This is a genomic window from Pseudomonas fluorescens (genome assembly GCF_900215245.1).
Classification (GTDB): Bacteria; Pseudomonadota; Gammaproteobacteria; order Pseudomonadales; family Pseudomonadaceae; genus Aquipseudomonas; species Aquipseudomonas fluorescens.
The window spans coordinates 2,470,036-2,491,877 of sequence record NZ_LT907842.1 but is presented as its reverse complement, the minus strand read 5'-3'; the positions used below and the strand labels follow the sequence as shown (position 1 = coordinate 2,491,877).

Annotated in this window: 17 protein-coding genes; 13 read left to right on the top strand and 4 right to left on the bottom strand. The window is 60.9% G+C overall.

Going from position 1 to position 21,842, the window contains the following annotated elements:
• The first annotated feature begins 282 nt into the window (after positions 1 to 282).
• From CPH89_RS11490 to tauD, 7 genes are all read left to right on the top strand, one after another.
• A complete protein-coding gene (locus CPH89_RS11490) occupies positions 283 to 2,607 on the top strand; it encodes a Tex family protein (RefSeq protein ID WP_053255744.1) in 2,325 nt (774 codons plus the stop codon).
• Positions 2,607 to 2,990 (top strand): PaaI family thioesterase, encoded by a 384-nt coding sequence (locus CPH89_RS11485; RefSeq protein WP_053255743.1) that lies wholly within the window; start codon positions 2,607 to 2,609, stop codon positions 2,988 to 2,990. The genes CPH89_RS11490 and CPH89_RS11485 overlap by 1 nt, the downstream gene beginning before the upstream one ends.
• A gap of 214 nt (positions 2,991 to 3,204) precedes the next feature.
• Positions 3,205 to 4,788 carry a glutamate--cysteine ligase gene (gene gshA, locus CPH89_RS11480; RefSeq protein ID WP_053255742.1) on the top strand — a complete coding sequence of 528 codons (1,584 nt, stop codon included), beginning with the start codon at positions 3,205 to 3,207 and terminating at the stop codon, positions 4,786 to 4,788.
• A 264-nt stretch (positions 4,789 to 5,052) separates the two neighbouring features.
• Complete coding sequence (tauA, locus tag CPH89_RS11475; protein WP_053255741.1) at positions 5,053 to 6,030, top strand: taurine ABC transporter substrate-binding protein; 978 nt, start codon at positions 5,053 to 5,055, stop codon at positions 6,028 to 6,030.
• 17 nt (positions 6,031 to 6,047) lie between these two features.
• Positions 6,048 to 6,827, top strand: a complete 780-nt coding sequence (gene tauB / locus CPH89_RS11470) for a taurine ABC transporter ATP-binding subunit (RefSeq protein ID WP_053255740.1) — start codon at positions 6,048 to 6,050, stop codon at positions 6,825 to 6,827.
• Positions 6,824 to 7,660 (top strand): taurine ABC transporter permease TauC, encoded by an 837-nt coding sequence (gene tauC, locus CPH89_RS11465; RefSeq protein WP_053255739.1) that lies wholly within the window; start codon positions 6,824 to 6,826, stop codon positions 7,658 to 7,660. Before tauB ends, tauC begins: the two co-directional genes overlap by 4 nt.
• An 11-nt stretch (positions 7,661 to 7,671) precedes the next feature.
• Complete coding sequence (gene tauD / locus CPH89_RS11460; protein WP_053255738.1) at positions 7,672 to 8,508, top strand: taurine dioxygenase; 837 nt, start codon at positions 7,672 to 7,674, stop codon at positions 8,506 to 8,508.
• A 1,099-nt stretch (positions 8,509 to 9,607) separates the two neighbouring features.
• Here tauD and mgrA read toward each other — a convergent pair.
• The 4 genes from mgrA to epsC all read right to left on the bottom strand — a co-directional run bounded on the left by mgrA (position 9,608) and on the right by epsC (position 15,587).
• Positions 9,608 to 10,645, bottom strand: coding sequence for an L-glyceraldehyde 3-phosphate reductase (mgrA, locus tag CPH89_RS11445; RefSeq protein ID WP_053255735.1), 1,038 nt, complete (start codon positions 10,643 to 10,645; stop codon positions 9,608 to 9,610).
• A 109-nt stretch (positions 10,646 to 10,754) separates the two neighbouring features.
• On the bottom strand, positions 10,755 to 12,083 hold the full coding sequence (locus CPH89_RS11440) for an OprD family outer membrane porin (RefSeq protein ID WP_081006353.1): 1,329 nt from the start codon (positions 12,081 to 12,083) through the stop codon (positions 10,755 to 10,757).
• A 210-nt stretch (positions 12,084 to 12,293) separates the two neighbouring features.
• Entirely contained in the window at positions 12,294 to 14,255 is a 1,962-nt protein-coding gene (betT, locus tag CPH89_RS11435) for a choline transporter BetT (protein WP_167422775.1), read from the bottom strand.
• Positions 14,256 to 14,660: 405 nt separating this feature from the next.
• Positions 14,661 to 15,587, bottom strand: a complete 927-nt coding sequence (gene epsC / locus CPH89_RS11430) for a serine O-acetyltransferase EpsC (RefSeq protein ID WP_053255732.1) — start codon at positions 15,585 to 15,587, stop codon at positions 14,661 to 14,663.
• Positions 15,588 to 15,754: 167 nt separating this feature from the next.
• Here epsC and CPH89_RS11425 point away from each other — a divergent pair, with 167 nt between their 5' ends.
• The 6 genes from CPH89_RS11425 to CPH89_RS11400 all read left to right on the top strand — a co-directional run bounded on the left by CPH89_RS11425 (position 15,755) and on the right by CPH89_RS11400 (position 21,827).
• Positions 15,755 to 16,750, top strand: a complete 996-nt coding sequence (locus CPH89_RS11425) for a D-cysteine desulfhydrase (RefSeq protein ID WP_053255731.1) — start codon at positions 15,755 to 15,757, stop codon at positions 16,748 to 16,750.
• A gap of 280 nt (positions 16,751 to 17,030) precedes the next feature.
• Complete coding sequence (gene tcyJ / locus CPH89_RS11420; RefSeq protein ID WP_053255730.1) at positions 17,031 to 17,825, top strand: cystine ABC transporter substrate-binding protein; 795 nt, start codon at positions 17,031 to 17,033, stop codon at positions 17,823 to 17,825.
• Positions 17,825 to 18,490 (top strand): cystine ABC transporter permease, encoded by a 666-nt coding sequence (gene tcyL / locus CPH89_RS11415; protein WP_017135731.1) that lies wholly within the window; start codon positions 17,825 to 17,827, stop codon positions 18,488 to 18,490. The genes tcyJ and tcyL overlap by 1 nt, the downstream gene beginning before the upstream one ends.
• Positions 18,491 to 18,493: 3 nt before the next feature.
• On the top strand, positions 18,494 to 19,240 hold the full coding sequence (tcyN, locus tag CPH89_RS11410; protein WP_053255729.1) for an L-cystine ABC transporter ATP-binding protein TcyN: 747 nt from the start codon (positions 18,494 to 18,496) through the stop codon (positions 19,238 to 19,240).
• Positions 19,241 to 19,612: 372 nt separating this feature from the next.
• Positions 19,613 to 20,398: a hypothetical protein gene (locus CPH89_RS11405; RefSeq protein WP_053255728.1), complete on the top strand. Its 786-nt coding sequence runs from the start codon at positions 19,613 to 19,615 to the stop codon at positions 20,396 to 20,398.
• 187 nt (positions 20,399 to 20,585) lie between these two features.
• Positions 20,586 to 21,827, top strand: a complete 1,242-nt coding sequence (locus CPH89_RS11400) for an SfnB family sulfur acquisition oxidoreductase (protein WP_053255727.1) — start codon at positions 20,586 to 20,588, stop codon at positions 21,825 to 21,827.
• Positions 21,828 to 21,842 lie beyond the last annotated feature (15 nt).

Genomic DNA, 21,842 nt, shown 5'->3' with positions numbered 1-21,842 from the left:
TTTTCCTCCACCGCCAGCGAACCCGCGTCCTACAACCACCGGTGCAGTACCCCCCAAGGGCAGAACGCTGGTTATAATGCGGCGCCTTCGTGCAGGGCACTGTCAGACTTTACTGTTTACTGCCTCAGCAGTTTTTTCAGCGGCGGGCAGCAATTTCCCGATTTCGCGGGTCAATAGGCAGCCTATCGACCCAGGCAGCGGCGCCGATAGCGCCGCTCAACCAGCCTCGCAACGCCTTGTTTTCCGGGCCTGCGAGCTGCTTTCAGAATTTCAGGTGGTTTTATGGACAGCATCAACAGCCGCATTGCCGAGGAACTCGGTGTACGCCCACAACAGGTCGAAGCGGCCGTCGCTCTACTGGATGAAGGCTCCACGGTGCCTTTCATCGCCCGTTACCGTAAAGAAGTGACCGGCAGCCTCGACGACACCCAGTTGCGTCACCTGGAAGAGCGCCTGCGCTACCTGCGAGAACTCGACGAACGGCGCATCAGCATCCTCGCCAGCATCGAGGAGCAGGGCAAGTTGACGCCGCAATTGGAGCGCGACATCAAGCTCGCCGACACCAAGACCCGCCTCGAAGACCTTTACCTGCCGTACAAACAGAAACGCCGCACCAAGGGCCAGATCGCCCTGGAAGCCGGCCTGGGCGACCTGGCTGACGGCCTGTTCAATGACCCGTCGCTGACCCCGGAAACTGAAGCCGCGCGCTTTATCGACGCCGAAAAAGGCGTCGCCGACGTCAAGGCCGCCCTCGAAGGCGCCAAGTATATTTTGATGGAGCGTTTCGCCGAAAACGCCAGCCTGTTGGAAAAACTGCGCGCCTACCTCAAGCAGGAAGCCATCCTCAGCGCCCGCGTCATCGCCGGCAAAGAGGAAGAAGGCGCCAAGTTCCGCGATTACTTCGAACACGATGAACCGCTGAAAAGTATGCCATCCCACCGCGCACTCGCGATTTTCCGAGGTCGCAACGAAGGCATTCTCAGCTCCGCGCTGAAAGTCGGCGACGAGCTGCCGGGCACCATGCACCCGTGCGAAGGCATGATCGGTCAACAATTCGGCATCCAGAATCAAAACCGTCCTGCGGACAAGTGGCTCAGTGAAGTCGTGCGCTGGACCTGGAAGGTCAAGCTCTACACTCACCTGGAAACCGACCTGCTCGGCGAACTGCGCGACGGCGCCGAAACCGAAGCGATCAACGTGTTCGCCCACAACCTGCACGACCTGCTGCTGGCCGCGCCGGCCGGCCCGCGCGCCACACTGGGCCTCGACCCAGGCCTGCGTACCGGTTGCAAGGTTGCCGTGGTCGACTCCACAGGCAAGCTGCTGGACCACGCCACCGTGTACCCGCATGTGCCGCACAACAAGTGGGACCAGACCCTGGCGATCCTCGCCGCGCTGTGCGCCAAGCACGCCGTGGACCTGATCGCCATCGGCAACGGCACCGCCAGCCGTGAAACCGACAAGTTGGCCGCCGAGCTGATCAAAAAATACCCAGCCATGAAGATGACCAAAGTCATGGTCTCCGAGGCCGGTGCTTCGGTGTACTCGGCCTCGGAACTGGCCTCCAAGGAATTCCCGGACCTCGACGTGTCGATCCGTGGCGCGGTCTCCATTGCTCGCCGCCTGCAAGACCCGTTGGCCGAATTGGTGAAAATCGACCCTAAATCCATCGGTGTCGGCCAGTACCAGCACGACGTGTCGCAGTTGAAACTGGCACGCGGCCTGGATGCGGTGGTGGAAGACTGCGTAAACGCCGTGGGCGTGGACGTGAACACTGCCTCCGTGGCGCTGCTGGCGCGCATCTCCGGCCTTAACGCCACCCTGGCGCAGAACATCGTCACCCACCGCGACGAGAATGGCGCGTTCAAAACCCGTGCGGCACTGAAAAAAGTCGCACGCCTGGGCGAAAAAACCTTCGAGCAGGCCGCAGGCTTCCTGCGTGTAATGAACGGTGATAACCCGCTGGATGCCTCCGCGGTTCACCCGGAAGCCTACCCGCTGGTGCAACGTATTGCCGCCGAGACCGACCGCGACATCCGCTCGCTGATCGGCGACGCTGCGTTCCTCAAGCGCCTGGACCCGAAGAAGTACACCGACGAAACCTTCGGTGTGCCGACCATCACCGACATCCTGCAAGAGCTGGAAAAACCGGGCCGTGACCCGCGTCCCGAGTTCAAGACGGCCGAGTTCCAGGACGGTGTCGAAGACCTCAAGGACTTGCAACTGGGCATGATCCTCGAAGGTGTGGTGACCAACGTGACCAACTTCGGTGCCTTTGTGGACATCGGCGTGCATCAGGACGGTTTGGTGCATATCTCCGCGCTTTCGGAGAAGTTCATCAAGGACCCTCGTGAAGCGGTGAAAGCCGGTGACGTGGTGAAGGTCAAGGTCATGGAAGTCGATATCCCACGCAAACGCGTCGGCCTGTCGATGCGCATGAGCGACACCCCCGGCGAGAAAATCGACGGAGCCCGTGGTGCACGCCCTGGCTCGGCGCCGCGCCAGTCGCAGCACAACGCACCGCGCAAGGAAACCGCCACGGCCGCGCCGAGCAACAACGCCATGGCGTCGCTGTTCGCCAATGCCAAGCAGTTGAAGAAACGTTGATGGAAATTCCAGCCGGTTTGACCCAGAGCGCCTTCAGTGAGCTGATCGGCTGCCACCTGCAACGCCTTGAAGAAGGCGTTGCCGAGGTGGCCCTGACCCTGGAGCCGCACCTGCGCAACCGCGCGGGCAAGCTCCATGGCGGGGCGATTTTCAGTTTGGTCGATATCACCATGGGGCTGGCCTGCTCCAGTTCCCATGGTTTCGATCAGCAGAGTGCAACCATCGAATGCAAAATCAACTACATCCGCGCCGTGTCTGACGGCGACGTGGTGTGCACCAGCCGGGTGATTCACGCCGGTCGACGCACGTTGGTGGTCGAGGCGGATGTGTACCAGGACGACAAACTGGTCGCAAAAGCACAAGGCACCTTCGCTGTCCTATAGCTCCCCGCCCTCGATTTGAGTTAATTTCGGCGCTGCGACAACATCGTCGGAATTTTCTTGCTGCGCTATAGCCCAATTCATGGAGTGAAGTAGGCTTTTTCAAAGCGGGTCAAATCGACTCAAAACCAGGCGATAACGCCAGTTTTAACTTCACCCTTGTAGACCGTCCTGCCCACCCCCATATTGGGGCGACTGACGCGTGAAGGAATCCAACTTGAGCGAACTTCTCAACCGCCGCCTGGCCTTGCTCGGCAAGCGCGAACACCTCTCCCTGCTAGAGCAGTGCTTGCACGGCATCGAGCGCGAATGCCTGCGCGTCACAGATGAGGGTCGCCTGGCACAAACGCCGCACCCTGAAGCCCTGGGCGCTGCGTTGACCAACGAATTGATCACCACCGACTACTCGGAGTCGCTGCTGGAGTTCATCACTCCCGCCCTGCCCAACCCGGCCGATACCCTGAGCAGCCTGGACAAGATCCATCGTTTTGCCTACAGCAAACTCGGCAACGAGTACCTGTGGAGCCCTTCGATGCCGTGCCCGTTGCCGGCCGAGGAAGATATTCCGATTGCCTACTACGGCACCTCGAATATCGGCCAGCTCAAGTACGTGTACCGCAAGGGCCTGGCCCTGCGCTACGGCAAGACCATGCAGTGCATCGCCGGCATCCACTACAACTTCTCGCTGCCGGAACAGTTGTGGCCGTTGCTCAAGGAAACCGAAGGTTTCGTCGGCACCGACCGCGACTACCAGTCCACCGCCTATATCGCGCTGATCCGTAACTTCCGTCGCTACAGCTGGCTGTTGATGTACCTGTTTGGTGCCTCACCGGCGCTGGACGCCGGCTTCCTGCGCGGTCGCTCGCACCAGTTGGAAGTGTTGGACGCCGACACGCTGTACCTGCCCTACGCCACCAGCCTGCGCATGAGCGACCTGGGTTACCAGAGCAACGCTCAGGCGGGCCTGACGCCGTGCTACAACGATCTGAGCAGCTACACCGACAGCCTGCGTGAAGCAGTGGCAACGCCCTACGCACCTTACGTCGAAGTCGGCACCCATAAGGATGGTGAGTGGGTTCAGCTCAACACCAACATCCTGCAGATCGAAAACGAGTACTACTCCAACATTCGCCCCAAGCGCGTCACCTACACCGGCGAACGGCCGATCCAGGCACTGATGGCCCGTGGCATTCAGTACATCGAAGTGCGTTGCCTGGACATCAACCCGTTCCTGCCGATGGGTATCGACCTGCCGGAGTCGCGTTTCCTCGACGCGTTCCTGCTGTACTGCGCGTTGAACGACAGCCCGCTGTTCGCCAACAACGAGTGCGGTAATGCCACCTCCAACTTCCTCAGTGTGGTCAAGGAAGGTCGCCGCCCAGGCCTGCAGTTGCAGCGTGACGGCCAGCCCGTGGACATGAAGGAATGGGCCACGGAGCTGCTGGAGCAGATTGCGCCGTTGGCCGCGTTGCTTGACGAGAGCCACGGTATCCAGGAACACAGCCAGGCACTGGACGCTCAATTGGCGAAGGTCAAAGACCCTTCTCTGACGCCCTCGGCCCAAGTGCTGGCGGCGATGGCCGAGCGCAAAGAGAGCTTTGCGCAGTTCTCCCTGCACCAAAGCGAGGTGCATGCCGAGCATTTCCGTAAAGAGCCGCTGCCGGCAGCCGAGCAGGCGCGCTTTGAAGAACTGGCGCGCACGTCGCTGGCGCAACAGGCGGAGCTGGAGCAGAACGAAGTGGGCGATTTTGATGTGTTTGTCGGCTCGTACCAGGCGAGCATTCTGGCGATCAGCAACTAAAAAGCCGCGCTCAATCCCTAATGGGAATGGGCTTTATAGGGGAGGGGGCTTGCTCCCGATAGCGAATTCGTCAGTCACCTCTCATTGACTGGCCCACCGCCATCGGGCGCAAGCCCCCTCGCACATTTGCCCTCCTTTGACTGAAGACCGGCTTTCACCTTTCTCCTCATAAGCTAATTCGAAAATGTTATTTATTTTCGGATTCTTAGATCATTTAGTCTCCTCACACGCCGACCCTCGGCCGCCTGATTGAGGAGCTTCCCCTTGAAACTGCATGTCCCTCTCCGCCTCCTGGCGGCGTTGTCCCTGGCCGGTGCCAGCCTGTTCGCCCAGGCGGCGGATGTGACCATCGCTTACCAGACCACCGTGGACCCGGCCAAAGTCGCCCAGGCCGATGGCGCGTATGAAAAAGCCACCCACGCCAAGATCGACTGGCGCAAATTCGACAATGGCGCCGACATCATCGCCGCCATCGCCTCCGGCGACGTGCAGATCGGCTACCTCGGTTCCAGCCCGCTGACCGCTGCCGTCACCCGCAAAGTACCGGTGGAAACCTTCCTCATCGCCACCCAGATCGGTGGCGCCGAAGCCCTGGTGGCGCGCAATGGTTCGGGGATCAATAGCCCGCAGGACCTGGTCGGCAAAAAAATCGCCGTGCCGTTCGTATCCACCGGCCACTACAGCCTGTTGGCCGCGCTCAAGCACTGGAACATCGACCCGTCGAAAGTCACCATCCTCAACCTCGCGCCACCGGCGATCATCGCCGCCTGGAAGCGCGGTGATATCGATGCGACCTACGTTTGGGACCCCGCCCTGGGTGTGGCCAAGGAAAACGGCAAGGTACTGATCACTTCCGGCGAACTGGCCAAGTTCGGCGCGCCGACTTTCGATGCGTGGATCGTGCGTAAAGACTTCGCCGAAAAACACCCGGAAATCGTCAGCGCCTTCGCCAACGTCACGCTGGATGCCTACGCCGCGTACCGCAAAGACCCACAAGCCTGGCTCGCCGACCAAAGCAACGTCGACAAACTGGTGAAGCTCTCCGGCGCCAAGGCCAGCGATATCCCACTGCTGCTGCAAGGCAATGTTTACCCACTGGCCGCTGACCAAGTGACGCTGCTGGGCGCACCGACCACCAAAGCCGTGACGGATACCGCCGCGTTCCTCAAGGAACAAGGCAAGGTCGACGCCGTGCTGCCGGACTACGCGCCTTACATCAGCGCCCAGTTCATCACCCACTGATTCGGGAGTTCATTGCGATGGCCTTGCTACAACTGGAGCGCATCAGCGCACAGTACCCAGGCGCCACAGAACCGGTACTGTCTGACATTTCACTCGACCTGGGGCCCCAGCAATTGCTGGTGGCTCTCGGGCCGTCCGGCAGTGGCAAGACCTCGCTGTTGAACCTGATTGCCGGTTTCGTCGAGCCCTCTGCCGGGCGCATCACCCTCGATGGCGTGCCCGTCAAAGGCCCCAGTGCCGAACGTGGCGTGGTGTTCCAGGACGACGCCCTGCTGCCCTGGCAAGACGTGCTGGCCAACGTCGGCTTCGGCCTCGAACTGGCCGGCGTACCCAAGGCGCAACGTGAAGTGCGCGCCCGGGAAATGCTCGCCCTGGTCGACCTGGCCGGTTTCGACAGCCGCCGCATCTGGCAACTCTCCGGTGGCCAGAAGCAGCGTGTGGGCCTGGCCCGTGCCCTGGCGGCCGACCCTCGCGTGTTGCTGATGGATGAACCCTTCGGCGCGCTGGATGCCTTCACGCGCGAACAGATGCAGGAGTTGCTGCTGCAAGTCTGGCGGCGCACGGCCAAACCGGTATTCCTGATTACTCACGACATCGAAGAAGCGGTCTTTCTCGCCACCGATTTGATCCTGTTGGCGCCCAACCCGGGCCAGATCGTCGAACGCCTGCACCTGGACTTCGGCCAACGCTACGCCGCCGGTGAATCGGCCCGGGCGATCAAGTCCGACCCACGCTTTATCGAAACCCGTGAGCACGTGCTGGGCAAGGTGTTCTCCCAACGGCAGGTGTGCGCATGAGCAGCTATGAACTCCCCGCCACGGCTGCCAAGCCCGTGGCTCTCGCGCCTACCCCGCTACGCCGCAGGCTGAGCACACGTTGGATCAGCGGGCTGACGCTGGTCGCCTTGCTGGCGATCTGGTGGGCCGTGACCGCGACCGGTTTGATCGAGCCCTTGTTCCTGCCGCCACCGTCTGCCGTGTTGCAAAAAGGCTGGCTGCTGGCGACCACGGGCTACATGGACGCCACCTTGTGGCAGCACCTGGGTGCGAGCTTGAGCCGTATCGGCCTGGGCTTGGGCTTTGCAGTGTTGACTGCCGTGCCGGTCGGCATTGCCATCGGCGCCAACCGTATTGCCCGCGGCATTCTCGACCCGCTGATCGAGTTCTACCGGCCGATTCCGCCGTTGGCCTACCTGCCGTTGATTGTGATCTGGTGCGGCATCGGCGAACTGTCCAAGGTGCTGCTGATTTACCTGGCGATTTTCGCGCCCATCGCCATCGCCACCGCGACCGGCGTACGCACGGTCGACCCGGCCAAGCTGCGTGCCGCGCAGTCTTTGGGTGCGAGCCGTGCCCAGTTGATTCGCCATGTGATCCTGCCGAGCGCCCTGCCCGACATCCTCACCGGTGTGCGCATCGGCCTGGGTGTGGGTTGGTCGACGCTGGTCGCCGCCGAGTTGATCGCCGCCACCAGCGGCCTGGGCTTTATGGTGCAGTCGGCAGCGCAGTTCCTGGTCACTGACGTGGTGGTGCTGGGGATTCTGGTAATCGCCCTGATCGCCTTCGCCATGGAAATGGGCCTGCGTGCCCTGCAACGCAAATGGGTGCCTTGGCATGGCCAGGCACACTAAGTGAGAACAGCATGAGCAGCCTGACCGTTACGCCATTAAGCACCGCCCTGGGCGCCCAGATCAGCGGCGTCGATATCACCCAGCCGCTGAGCCCGGGACAACGCAACGCCATCGAACAGGCGTTGCTTACCCACTCGGTGCTGTTCTTCCGCGGCCAAGCCATCACGCCGCAGCAACAGGCACGCTTTGCGGCCCATTTTGGTGACCTGCATATTCACCCGATCTACCCCAACGTGCCGGAACAGCCGGAAGTGCTGATCCTCGACACCGCGGTGACCGATGTGCGTGATAACGCGGTGTGGCACACCGACGTGACCTTCCTGCCGACGCCTGCACTCGGTGCAGTGCTCAGCGCCAAGCGGCTGCCGGCGTTCGGCGGCGACACGTTATGGGCCAGCGGCATTGCGGCGTACGAGGCGTTGTCGGCGCCGCTCAAGCGCCTGCTCGATGGCCTGACGGCGACTCACGATTTCACTAAATCCTTCCCGCTGGAGCGTTTTGGTAATACGGCCGAAGACTTCGCGCGTTGGGAAGAAACCCGCAAGAAGAACCCGCCTCTGTCGCACCCGGTGGTGCGTACACACCCGGTGAGCGGGCGTAAGTCGCTGTTTGTCAGTGATGGCTTCACCACCAGAATCAACGAGCTGGAGCCGGCTGAAAGCGAGGCAATGTTGAAACTGCTGTTCGCCCACGCAACACGGCCGGAATTCACCATTCGCTGGCGCTGGCAGGAGAATGACGTGGCGTTCTGGGATAACCGCGTGACCCAGCATTACGCGGTGGATGACTACCGGCCGCAGCGGCGGGTGATGCATCGCGCCACGATTCTGGGCGACGTGCCCTTCTAAGCCAGGCACAACCTCTGCATCAATGAAGATCAAACTGTGGGAGCGGGCTTGCTCGCGAAAGCGCAGTGTCAGCCAACAAATTCATCGACTGCCTCACCGCCGTCGCGAGCAAGCCCGGCTCCCACATTGGCCGCGTACCAACGAGTGAATTGGCCAGACTGAAGATCAAACTGTGGGAGCGGGCTTGCTCGCGAAAGCGCAGTGTCAGCCAACAAATTCATCGACTGCCTCACCGCCATCGCGAGCAAGCCCGGCTCCCACATTGACAGCGTACCAGCGGGTGAATTTGCCACACTGAAGATCAAACTGTGGGAGCGGGCTTGCTCGCGAAAGCGCAGTGTCAGCCAACAGATTCATCGACTGATTCACCGCCGTCGCGGGCAAGCCCGGCTCCCACATTGACCGCGTACCAACGAGTGAATTGGCCACACTGAAGATCAAACTGTGGGAGCGGGCTTGCTCGCGAATGCGCAGTGTCAGCCAACAAATTCATCGACTGCCTCACCGCCATCGCGGGCAAGCCCGGCTCCCACATTGACCGCGTACCAACGAGTGAATTGGCCACACTGAAGATCAAACTGTGGGAGCGGGCTTGCTCGCGAAAGCGCAGTGTCAGCCAACAAATTCATCGACTGCCTCACCGCCGTCGCGAGCAAGCCCGGCTCCCACATTGACCGCGTACCAACGAGTGAATTGACCCCACTGAAGATCAAACTGTGGGAGCGGGCTTCCTCGCGAAAGCGCAGTGTCAGCCAACAGATTCATCGACTGCCTCACCGCCATCGCGGGCAAGCCCGCCTCCCACATTGACCGCGTACCAACGAGTGAATTGGCCACACTGAAGATCAAACTGTGGGAGCAGGCTTGCTCGCGGAAGCGCAGTGTCAGCCAACAAATTCATCGACTGCCTCACCGCCGTCGCGAGCAAGCCCGGCTCCCACATTGACCGCGTACCAACGAGTGAATTGGCCACACTGAAGATCAAACTGTGGGAGCGGGCTTGCTCGCGAAAGCGCAGTGTCAGCCAACAAATTCATCGACTGATCCACCGCCGTCGCGAGCAAGCCCGCTCGCACATTTTTGACCGGGTTGTGCCAGCTTATTCAGCAGTGGACGGTTTCTCCCACAGGTTGATCCCGCCTTCCTGCGCAAACCGATCAATCTCCGCCAATTCTTCTGCACTGAAGTTCAGGTTCTTCAACGCACCGACGTTTTCAATGATCTGCTCCGGTCGGCTCGCACCAATCAAGGCACTGGTCACCCGTGGGTCACGTAGGGTCCAGGCCAGGGCCAGTTGCGCCAGGCTCTGGCCACGGCGCTTGGCGATTTCATTCAACCCGCGCACATGGGCGATGTTGGCCTCGGACAAGTGCTTGGCCTGCAACGATCCGCCACCTGGACGGTTGACCCGCGCATCGGCCGGTACGCCGTTGAGGTACTTGTCGGTCAGCAAACCCTGGGCCAGCGGCGTGAATGCAATCACCCCGGCACCGAGTTCCTCGGTGGTGTCCAGCAGGTCTTTTTCGACCCAGCGGTTGAGCAGGTTGTACGCCGGCTGGTGGATCAGCAACGGTACTTTCCACTCCTTGAGCAACGCCGCCATTTCGCGGGTTTTCACGCCGGAATAAGACGAGATACCGATGTACAACGCCTTGCCTTGTTGCACGGCCGTGGCCAAAGCGCTGGCGGTTTCTTCCAACGGGGTGTCGGCGTCGAAACGGTGCGAGTAAAAAATATCCACGTAGTCAACGCCCAGGCGTTGCAGGCTCTGGTCCAGGCTCGCCAGCACGTATTTGCGCGAGCCGCCGCCCTGGCCGTAGGGGCCGGGCCACATGTCCCAACCGGCTTTGCTGGAGATGATCAGTTCGTCGCGGTAATGCTTGAAGTCTTCGCGCAGCAAGCGGCCGAAGTTGATCTCGGCGCTGCCATAGGGCGGGCCGTAGTTGTTGGCCAGGTCAAAGTGGTTGATACCCAGGTCGAACGCGGTACGCAGCAAGGCGCGCTGGGTGTCGATCGGGGTGCTGTCGCCAAAGTTGTGCCACAGGCCCAGGGAGAGTGCCGGCAGCACCAGTCCACTGCGGCCTACGCGGCGATACGGAATAGATTCATAGCGGTTTTCGGCAGCAATATAAGTCATCGAATCCTCTCTTGAACTTGGGGCAAATAAGGCCCGGGAATAACGCTATTCCCAGGCCTTTTAAGCGGCTGAATCGCTTAAGTCTGCCCTTTCGTTTTACAGCAATTTCCTACCAGAGTGGAACGACATAGCTGACATAGAAGCGGTTTTCATCTTGTACGGTGGCGCCGGTAATGTCCGGGCTCGCATGTGCGTTTTTCCAGGTAACGCCCAGGCCTTTGAGGGTGCCGGTGGGTACTTGGTAAGCCACGGCAATGTTGCGTTCCCATTCGCTGGTATCGCCCTGTGCCGTGCGGATGTCATCGCCATGGGCGTAAGCGGCGGAAAAGGTCAGGCCGTTGAGGCCGAGCTTACCGAAGTCATATTTGTATTGGGCCAGCCACGTGCGTTCGCCGGCGTGCTGGAATTTGTTCAACTGCATGTTGGTCAGCGCCGGGGTGTCGGCACCTGAGCCTGGGCCTTGGCGCGCGTCACCGCTGTTCAGGCCGGAGTCGAGGTAGGGGAAGTCGCTGTCGCCGCTGTTTTTCTGGATACCGAGGCCAACGGTGTGGCCGTCCAGGCTGTAGCTCTCAAGCAAACTGGCGGTGGTTTGGTTGATGCGGCCTTTGCTGGTGCCATCGCCGTAGAGGCCTGCGCCGGCAAAGTCTTTATCGCCATCGGCGTTGGCGCCCACACCCAGGCTGCGGAACACACGGACGTCGGTGTCGATCGCGCCCACGGACAAGGCGTCATGACGCTTGGCGCCGAGGAAAAACTGCTGGTAGTAGTCCTCAAGGTTGGAGTACCACAGGCTGACGGTGGTGTTCTGTATGCCGGTGTAATCGGCACCACCGAACAGGAAGCGGTCGCTCTCTTTGGTGCCACCTGCGGTAATCATCCCCTGATCGCCGGTTTCGTTGCGGATCTTGGTCTTGAAGATATCGCCGCCAGTGAACGTGAAGTCGCTGAGGTCCTTGGAGACCAGTTGCACACCGGTGTTGGTCTGTTGATACAAGCGACCGTCGGTGTTGGCCAGCACCGGGTTGTTGCCGTAGAGCGTGCCGAGGCGCAATTCATCTTTGGCGAAGCGCATTTTGAATGTCGGGCTCAGCACGCCGAACTGGTCAGCCGACTTGCCGTCATCCAGCGGGAACATGCTGCCGGGGTAGCGGCCCTGGTGATCCTTGTCATTGAGGTCGCCACCGGAATCCAGTTTCAAACCGTAGAACGCTTGCAGGTCCAGGCCAAAACCTACCGGGCCTTCGGTGTAGCCGGACTTGAAGTTGAACTCGAAACCCTGGCCCCAATCGCGCACGCTGTGGGCCTTGGCGCTGCTGTTCACCACATCACGCCCTTGCTGGTTGAGGTAGCGGTTGAGCAAGGTCACATCGGCGTGGCTGTCGTCGATAAAATCGGCATGGGCGGACAGCATAAAGCTCGCCATGGCGGCACCCACCATAGGGCTTATTAACGTCTTCATTGTTACCGGTCTCCGTCACTGTACTGAAATGAAAGCGTCAAACGCTTCACACAATTACGCAGTGGCCAGATGACAGTTGCGCGTCAAAGCGCGGTTGCAACGAATGAAATTAAATTTAAGAAAGCCCCGTAGGACGGGGCTTTGCGGGCTTTTTCTTTGTGGAGCGGGCGAACCCGCTCCCACAGGGTACTAGCGCACCAAGTGCAGGAACTGCAGGTGACGCTCGTACTGGTCGAGGATGTCGTTGATGATCTGCTCCTTGGTGTAGCCCACCAGGTCGTAGTCCTGGCTGCCCTCGCTCAAGTGCACTTCCGCCCGGTAATAGCGTCGGTTGTTGAGCTGCTTGGAGCCCATTCCACCGCGTGCAAAGGACGGCGTGAAATAGCCGCGCATCTGCACCTGGTACACGAACGGATGCTCTTCGCCGTGGCCGATTTCCAGGCTGACGCTGTCGTTGGACGGGTCGGGCTGGGTGACGACGTTGAGGCCTTTTTCGACAAACACCGCCGTCACTTCTTCGATCGCAGGGCGCACCGTGGTTTCAAGGAAACGGTACACCTCATCGCGCGACGGGAAATGCACGGCCTGGGTCAGACGCTGGCGCCATCCGCCCGTGCCCTTGCGTGAACCGGACACCGGCGCGAGGGAATGCATCTGGGCGATCTGCTTTTGCGATTCGAGGTAGAACGCCTTGTGCAGCCCCCACATCATCAACAGCAGGATCAGCGAGAACGGCAACGAGGTCAGTACCACCGCGGATTTCAACGAGTCGATACTGCCGGCAAACAACAAGGCACTGGTGACCAGCGCGGTCATTGCGCCCCAGAACACACGCAGCCACTTCGGCCCGTCTTCATCGGCGTTGCCGCCTTTGGACGACAGGGTCGACAGCACCACGGTGCCGGAGTCGGCCGAGGTGACGAAGAACACGAAGCTGATAAACACCGTGACGGCGATCACCGTCTTGCTCCACGGGTAGGTTTCCAGCAGCAAGTAGAGGCTCATCGACGGGTCGTCGATGGCCGACTGGCCGAGGGCGGTCATCCCGTGGTTGAGTACCTGGTCGATGGCGCTGTTGCCGAAGATCGACATCCACGCCAGGGTAAAGCCCAACGGAATCAGCAGTACGCCAAACACGAATTCGCGGATGGTACGCCCGCGGGAAATGCGTGCGATAAACAGGCCCACGAACGGCGACCATGCAATCCACCAGGCCCAGTAGAACACCGTCCAACCGCCCAGCCAGTCGCTGGGTTTGTCGTAGGCGTAGACATCGAAGCTCTTGGTCGGCAACGCGCCGAGGTAGTCACCGATGTTCTGGATCAGGGTGTTGAGCAAGTGCTGGGTGGGCCCGGCGAACAACACAAACAGCAGCAGCGCACAGGCCAGCAGCATGTTGATGTCGGACATGACCCGCACGCCCTTGTCCACGCCAGCAACGGCGACGAGGATCGCCGCGCCCATCATCAGTGTGATCAGGCCGACCTGGATCCACTGGGTGTGGGCAATGCCGAACAGGTAGTCCAGGCCTGAGTTGAGGTGCAGCACACCAAAACCCATGTCAGCGCCCAGGCCGAATACCGTGGCGATGATGCCGAAGCCATCCACCGCGTAACCGATGGGGCCATTGATGCGTTTGCCGATCAGCGGGTACAGCGCCGAGCGTAGCGCCAGCGGCAGGTTATGCCGGTAGGCGAAATACGCCAGGGCCATGCCGACAAAGGCGAACACGCCCCAGCCATGCAGGCCCCAGTGCAGAAACAGGATCTGCATGGCCTGGCGCGCGGCGTCGGCGTTCAGCGGGGCGCCCTGGGGCGGTTGCACCAGATGCGTCAGCGGCTCCGACACGCAAAAGAAAAACAGCGTGATGCTGATCCCGGCGGCAAACAGCATGCCCGCCCAGGACAGGTAACTGAATTCGGGCTCGTCGTGGTCGGCACCGAGTTTTATCTTGCCGTAGCCCGATAGCGCGGTGACCACCACGAAGACCAGATACAGGGTCATCGCCAGCATGTAGTACCAGCCGACCGTATTGGCCGCCCAGTTTTGCGCCGCCAGCAACCAGGCCCCGGCCTGTTGCGGGATAGCGATGACAGTGATGCCGAACAGCAGGATAAAGCTTGCGGCAAAGTAGAAAACCGGCGCATTCATGCGCACCAGGCCGCTGGATGGGGTGGACGATGCACTCATGAACGATGCACCCCGAAGGTGTGGGATGTGGCTGTAAATAACGGACTCAGCAAAGGTAAGCCTCCTGTTGTGAGCGGGCAGCGAACCGCCGGATTTAACTTGAACGAACATTCAAGTTAAACATGAATAGGCGGTTTTGGACTAATCGCAAGGCTGAGCGGTAGATAGTTCCTACACTAGCTCAAGGATTGGTATGACGGCTGGTGATGGCAAAACGTTCAGCGATTATTGAGTGAAAACTTACCCAAAGCTGGAATGCCGTGCACTGTGGGAGCTGGCTTGCCTGCGATAGTGCCGGATCAGACATACCGCCATCGCAGGCAAGCCAGCCCCCACAGGACTCAGTGACAGGCTCTGGCTCAGTCGCTACTTCTGCGCCCCATCCTCATGCTGCAGATTCGCCTGCGTAATGTTCGCCCCCGCCGGCACGCTGCGGGTCAGCCACACATTGCCGCCAATCGTCGAACCTTTGCCGATGGTGATGCGCCCCAGGATCGTCGCCCCGGCATAGATCACCACATCGTCCTCAACAATCGGATGGCGTGGATGGCCCTTCTGCAACTGGCCATCCTCATCCGCCGGGAAGCGCTTGGCGCCCAGCGTCACGGCCTGGTAGATGCGCACGCGCTCGCCGATGATCGCCGTTTCGCCGATCACCACGCCCGTCCCGTGGTCGATAAAGAAGCTCGGGCCAATCTGCGCGCCCGGGTGAATGTCGATACCGGTCGCCGAATGGGCAATTTCCGCGCTGATCCGCGCCAACAACGGCAACCCGGCGCGATACAGGTGGTGGGCCAGGCGATGGTGAATCACCGCCAGAATCCCCGGATAGCACAGCAGCACTTCATCCACACTGCGCGCCGCCGGGTCGCCGTGATAGGCGGCCAGTACGTCGGTGTCCAACAGGCTGCGCAGGGACGGCAACGCCAGGGCGAAATCCTGGATCAGGCGAATGGCCAGTGCGTCGACCTCGGCATCGTCTTTGCCGCCTTGGCGGGCGGCATAACGCAACTCCAGGCGTGCCTGGCCGAGCAACGCGTTCAGGGCGACGTCGAGGGTATGGCCGACGTAAAAATCTTCGCTTTCTTCACGCAGGTCCACTGGCCCCAGGCGCATGGGAAACAACGCACCGCACAGCGCTTCAAGAATCTGCGCCACCGCTTCGCGCGACGGCAACTCGCGGCCGCCGTGCTCGCCACTCAAGCGGCCATTGCGCGTTCGCCACTGGTCCCGGGCGCTGCGCAGTTGGCTGACGATGGTCTGCAATTGCCAATGACTGGAACGCTCACTCACGGTATTCACTCCTGACGAAATGGCCATCACTTTACGGTATGGACCCTGGCCGCCCTTAAGAACCAATGGTGTGATACTAAGAACTATCCGACATAAGCGATTGACGGGTTGCCCGTTGAAAAGTGCCTGCCTATAGTCGCCCCATCACTTAGCCACTGTGCGTAGCCATGATCAAACAACAGCTCGACCGCTTTAACCGCCTGGAACTGCTGGGCGGCGCCACTGCCCTCGAAAAACTTGAGCGGCTGTCGACCTGGCTGGGCAGGGATATCTACGTCAAACGCGATGACACCACGCCGCTGGCCATGGGCGGCAACAAGCTGCGCAAACTTGAATACCTGGCCGCCGATGCCCTCGCACAGGGTGCCGACACGCTGGTGACTGCCGGCGCCATTCAGTCCAACCATGTCCGCCAAACCGCCGCGCTGGCCGCCAGGCTCGGCCTGGGTTGCGTTGCACTGCTGGAAAACCCCACCGGCACCGAAGACCCCAATTACCTGGGCAACGGCAATCGCCTGTTGCTGGAGCTGTTCGACGCCAAAGTCGAATTGGTCGAGAACCTCGACCACGCCGACGACCAGCTCAACGCCCTCGCCGCCCGCCTGCGCAGCAACGGCAAGAAGCCGTACCTGGTGCCGATCGGTGGCTCCAATGCCCTGGGTGCCTTGGGTTATGTGCGCGCCGGGCTGGAGCTGGCCGGGCAGATCAAAGACAGCGGGATTGAATTCTCCGCCGTGGTCCTCGCCTCGGGCAGCGCAGGTACTCACAGCGGCCTGGCCCTGGCATTGAGTGAAGTGCTGCCGAATTTGCCCGTGATCGGCGTCACCGTGTCACGCACCGATGAAGCCCAGCGCCCGAAAGTACAAGGCCTGGCCGAACGCACCGCCGAGTTGCTTGGCGTGGACATTCCCGCGGCCTTCAACGTGATTCTGTGGGACGAATATTTCGGCCCGCGCTACGGCGAACCGAACGCCGGCACCCTCGCCGCGGTCAAGCTATTGGCCAGCCAGGAAGGCCTGCTGCTGGACCCGGTCTACACGGGCAAGGCCATGGCCGGCTTGCTCGATGGTATCGGGCGTCAGCGGTTCGAGGACGGTCCGATCATTTTCCTGCACACCGGTGGGGCGCCGGCGTTGTTTGCCTATGGCGCCGCGTTTAACTGAACGAATACAGATCGAAAGGTGGGAGCGGGCTGGCCCGCGATAGCGGTGTATCAGTCGACATATTTGCAAACTGACACTGCGCTATCGCGGGCAAGCCCGCACCCACATTAGACCAACGTTATATTCCACAATCGAATAACAAATTATATTTATATTATTTTCAAGTCTTAAAAACTCGCTTTATAGTCGCGCCGAAGGCGAAGACGCGCTTCGCGCTTTAAGGCAGGATACGACTACCGCGTCACCTGCTTCGCTCAACATAAAAACACAGGGGCTCTTCATGACTATTTCTGTATTGCGTCGCACATTGCTGGTGGGCACATTGGGCCTGACTCTTGGGGCCGGTTGGCTGGGCCAGGCGGTTGCCGGCGAGCAGCTGAGCACCATCAAGAAGGCGGGCGAAATCAAGATCGGCCTGGAAGGCACCTACCCGCCCTTCAGCTTTGTCGATGAAAGCGGCAAGCTCAGCGGTTTCGAAGTCGAGCTGTCCGAAGCGCTGGCCAAGGAGCTGGGCGTCAAGGTCAAGCTGCAAGCCACACCGTGGGACGGCATCCTCGCCGCCCTGGAATCCAAGCGCCTGGACGCGGTGGTCAACCAAGTGACCATCTCCGAAGAGCGCAAGAAAAAGTATGACTTCTCCAAGCCTTACACCGTTTCCGGTATCCAGGCGCTGGTGCTGAAGAAAAACGTCGACACCATCAAAACCGCCGACGACCTGGCCGGCAAGAAAGTCGGTGTAGGCCTGGGCACCAACTACGAGCAATGGCTCAAGGACAACCAACCCAAAGCCATCATCAAGACGTACAACGATGACCCAACCAAGTTCCAGGACCTGCGCATCGGCCGCATCGACGCCATCCTGATCGACCGCCTGGCCGCCCTGGAATACGCCAAAAAAGCCCCGGACACCGCCGCTGCTGGTGATGCCTTCTCCCGCCAGGAAGCCGGTATCGCCCTGCGCAAAGGCGAGCCTGAACTGCTCGACGCTGTGAACAAGGCCCTCGACAAGCTGCGCGCCGACGGCACCTTGAAGAAGCTGTCCGAGAAATACTTCAACGCTGACGTCACTCAATAATGGAAGCAGGTTTCCAACTCGCGCTGGACTCCGCGCCCTTTCTGCTCAAGGGCGCGTACTACACGGTGATTCTTAGCCTGGGCGGAATGTTTTTCGGCTTGCTGCTGGGTTTCGGCCTGGCCTTGATGCGCTTGTCGCGCTTCAAGTTATTGAGCTGGACCGCCCGCGTCTACGTGTCGTTCTTTCGCGGCACGCCCTTGCTGGTGCAGCTGTTCCTGATCTACTACGGCTTACCGCAAGTGGGCATTGAGCTGGACCCGATCCCGGCCGCCATGATCGGCTTTTCGCTGAACATGGCCGCCTATGCCTGTGAAATCCTGCGCGCCGCAATCAGCTCCATCGAGCGTGGCCAGTGGGAAGCGGCTGCCAGTATCGGCATGACCCGCGCGCAGACGTTGCGCCGGGCCATCCTGCCGCAGGCCATGCGCACGGCCTTGCCGCCGCTGGGCAACAGCTTTATTTCGTTGGTCAAGGACACGGCGCTGGCAGCCACCATCCAGGTGCCCGAACTGTTCCGCCAGGCTCAGTTGGTGTCGGCGCGCACTTTCGAAATCTTCACCATGTACCTCTCCGCTGCCCTGATCTACTGGATACTGGCAAGCATCCTGGCGCATTTTCAAAATCGCCTGGAAGACCGGGTCAACCGGCATGACCTGGAGTCTTGAAGCATGATCGTGGTTGAAAAACTGACCAAACAATTCAAGGGTCAGGTGGTGCTCAACGGGATCGACCTTGAGGTCAAGGAAGGCGAAGTCGTCGCCATCATTGGCCCCAGCGGTTCCGGTAAAACCACCTTCCTGCGCTGCCTGAATTTCCTCGAACAACCCACCAGCGGTCGCATCCAGGTGGGTGATATCGAGATCGACAGCAGCAAACCGCTCAACCAGCAACAAGGCCTGGTGCGGCGTTTGCGCCAGCACGTGGGTTTTGTGTTCCAGAACTTCAACCTGTTCCCCCACCGCACCGCGCTGGAAAACGTCATCGAAGGCCCGATCGTGGTCAAGAAGATGCCGCGCGAAGCGGCCGTCGAATTGGGCCGCAAGCTGCTGGCCAGGGTCGGCCTGGCGGGCAAGGAAGACGCGTACCCGCGACGCTTGTCCGGTGGCCAGCAACAGCGCGTGGCGATTGCCCGCGCATTGGCCATGGAGCCGGAGGTGATTCTGTTCGACGAACCCACCTCGGCCCTCGACCCGGAGCTGGTCGGCGAAGTGCTGGCGACTATCCGCAGCCTCGCCGAAGAAAACCGCACCATGGTCATCGTCACCCACGAAATGAGCTTCGCCCGGGATGTGGCCAACCGGGTGATCTTCTTCGACAAAGGCGTGATCGTGGAACAGGGCGACGCCAAGGCCTTGTTTGCCAACCCCAAGGAAGAACGCACCCAGCAGTTCCTGAGCAAATTTCTCGCCCACTGACCGTCCGTGTGGGCGCTGGCGTGCCTGCGATAGCATCACCGCAGTGTGACTGATAAACCAGGGTGCCTGCACCGCAGGCACGCCAGCGTCCACAGGACGGTGTTCCTACAAGAAATCCTCATTCCAATCCGTAAAAGTCCACGCAACAGCCTGCTTAAAATCCCCCTGCCCGTCAGCTTGTTCTGAATCTGCTCCAACCCGCCGTTTAGCCCTTTGCCGCCATTGACGGCCGTTGGCCAACCCTCTTATCTAGCGCCCAGAGGATTGGATCCTATCCCGGCTATTCACTGAATCGTTCCTTTCGGCACCCTGCGCACATCCGTGCCACGGGCGCCGGAACGATTGCTGCTGGCTGCATCAAGGAGATTACTTATGACGCGCACTGCAACCTCGACCCTGCTTCCTGCCCCAACCCTGCCCCAGGCTAACCGGCACGGCATCAATGCCCTCGCCGCCGCCCACTTGCAGGTGGATATCGCGCCCTACCCCGGCATGGAGGAAGGCGACCTGATCGAACTGTTCTGGAACCACTGCTTCGCCGACTCGCGTCGGATTACCGCGTGCAAGGTCGGCACAGCGACCCGTCTGCGCGTCCCGGAAAGTTTTATCCAGGATGGCGCGGCTCGGGTTCACTACCAGGTCCTGCACGTCGGCCACGGCCCGGCACGCTCGGCCATCGCCCAGGTGGGAGTAAAGACCTGCTATCCGGGTGGCCTGCCGCCTGCACTGTCGGGCGACGAAAATCAGAACCTCGCCCCGGTGGGCCTGCCCGACACCATTCGACGTCACGGCGTCAACAGCAGCCAGGTACGGCGGGGTGTCCCGCTGACCATTGAGCCTTACCTGAACATGGCCATAGGCGACGCGATTACCTTGCGTTGGGGTGACGCGCGCCTCGACCTGCCGCCAATCCAGGCCGAAAGCGTCGGCCTGCCGATGCAGGTGTGGGTGCCGTCAGTGGTGATTGTCGAAGCGGGCGACGACGCCCGCCTGGACGTGACGTACTGCATCCTCGACCGCGTCGGCAATAATTCGCGCTGGGCACCGGTGCGCACCTTGAAGATCGCCGCCTGCGTGCCACAGGCGCCGACCCGCCTGGCCAGGGCCGCGTCGACTTATCAACCGCGCCAGCCCGGTTCGCCCTGCGAGCCTGGGTGACTGCCCTTCTATGCATATTCCTAAAAGTTAGTTTATTAAAAAATTTAACACGCTTAGGGTATATGCACCGGACCACCGGACATCTCTGATTTTTCTGTTTTTATTTCATTGAATGCGAGGTCGGTATGGTCAGAATTACCCCGGTGCATAACGCCAGGGCATTACGTGCAGCCAAGGAGCGGCGCTGATGTCTAACTTGGCTCTAACACCCCCCCAGAGTGATCTGGACGTAGCTCCACTGCTGTTGCCGGCCACTGTGCTGCGCAACGATGCCGAGGCGTTGAGCGCCGCGTTTGAGCTGGCCCAGGCTGCGCGCCTGCAAGCGGCCAAACGCGACCAGCAGCGCACGCTGCCATGGGCGCAGCTCGAGCAGTTCACCCGTAGCGGGCTCGGCAGTATTTCCATTCCCCGTGCATACGGCGGCCCAGAGGTATCGTTCGTTACCCTGGCCGAAGTCTTTGCGATCATCAGCGCAGCGGACCCGGCCCTCGGGCAGATCCCACAGAACCATTTCGGCATCCTGTACCTGTTGCAGGGCACCGCCACCGAGCGCCAGAAAAAGCAGCTGTTCCAAAACGTCCTCGACGGTTGGCGCATCGGCAATGGCGGCCCGGAACGCGGCACCAAAAACACCCTGGAGCTCAAGGCGCGCCTCACCGCCGAAGGCGACGGCTATGTGATCAGCGGCCAGAAGTTCTACTCCACCGGCGCCTTGTTCGCCCATTGGGTGGCCATCAAAGCGTTGAATGATGACGGCAAACAGGTCATGGCCTTTGTACGCCGTGGCACTGAAGGGCTGCGCATCGTCGATGACTGGTCAGGGTTTGGCCAGCGCACCACGGCCAGCGGTACTGTAGTGCTGGACAACGTTGCGGTAGACGCGGAGCTGGTCGTCGAAAACTGGCGTATCGGCGAAAGCCCGAATATCCAGGGCGCCGTCTCGCAACTGATCCAGGCAGCCATCGACGCCGGCATCGCCCGTGGCGCCCTCGACGACACCATCGCCTTCGTGCGTGAACGCTCGCGCCCGTGGATCGACGCCAAGGTCGAGCGCGCCAGCGATGACCTTTATGTGATTGCCGATATCGGCAAGCTGAAAATCGAACTGCACGCCGCCGAAGCGCTGCTGCGCAAGGCCGGCAAGGTGCTGGACGAGGTGAGTGCGGCACCCATCACCGCGCAATCCGCCGCACGGGCCTCGATTGCCGTGGCCGAGGCGAAAGTGCTGACCACCGAAGTGTCGCTGCTGGTCAGCGAAAAGCTCTTCGAACTGGCCGGCAGCCGCGCCACCCTCGCCGAGTTCAACCTCGACCGCCATTGGCGCAACGCCCGCGTGCACACCCTGCACGACCCGGTGCGCTGGAAGTATCACGCCGTCGGCGCCTATCGATTGAACGGCACGTTGCCTGCTCGTCACTCCTGGATTTAACCGACCAGAACACTT

Coding starts and splice junctions, on each gene's coding strand:
- CPH89_RS11490 (WP_053255744.1), top strand. CDS start 283: ATGGACAGCATCAACAGCCGCATTGCCGAGGAACTCGGTGTACGCCCA.
- CPH89_RS11485 (WP_053255743.1), top strand. CDS start 2,607: ATGGAAATTCCAGCCGGTTTGACCCAGAGCGCCTTCAGTGAGCTGATC.
- tauB (WP_053255740.1), top strand. CDS start 6,048: ATGGCCTTGCTACAACTGGAGCGCATCAGCGCACAGTACCCAGGCGCC.
- tauC (WP_053255739.1), top strand. CDS start 6,824: ATGAGCAGCTATGAACTCCCCGCCACGGCTGCCAAGCCCGTGGCTCTC.
- tauD (WP_053255738.1), top strand. CDS start 7,672: ATGAGCAGCCTGACCGTTACGCCATTAAGCACCGCCCTGGGCGCCCAG.
- mgrA (WP_053255735.1), bottom strand. CDS start 10,645: ATGACTTATATTGCTGCCGAAAACCGCTATGAATCTATTCCGTATCGC.
- CPH89_RS11440 (WP_081006353.1), bottom strand. CDS start 12,083: ATGGTGGGTGCCGCCATGGCGAGCTTTATGCTGTCCGCCCATGCCGAT.
- betT (WP_167422775.1), bottom strand. CDS start 14,255: ATGAATGCGCCGGTTTTCTACTTTGCCGCAAGCTTTATCCTGCTGTTC.
- CPH89_RS11425 (WP_053255731.1), top strand. CDS start 15,755: ATGATCAAACAACAGCTCGACCGCTTTAACCGCCTGGAACTGCTGGGC.
- tcyJ (WP_053255730.1), top strand. CDS start 17,031: ATGACTATTTCTGTATTGCGTCGCACATTGCTGGTGGGCACATTGGGC.
- tcyL (WP_017135731.1), top strand. CDS start 17,825: ATGGAAGCAGGTTTCCAACTCGCGCTGGACTCCGCGCCCTTTCTGCTC.
- tcyN (WP_053255729.1), top strand. CDS start 18,494: ATGATCGTGGTTGAAAAACTGACCAAACAATTCAAGGGTCAGGTGGTG.
- CPH89_RS11405 (WP_053255728.1), top strand. CDS start 19,613: ATGACGCGCACTGCAACCTCGACCCTGCTTCCTGCCCCAACCCTGCCC.
- CPH89_RS11400 (WP_053255727.1), top strand. CDS start 20,586: ATGTCTAACTTGGCTCTAACACCCCCCCAGAGTGATCTGGACGTAGCT.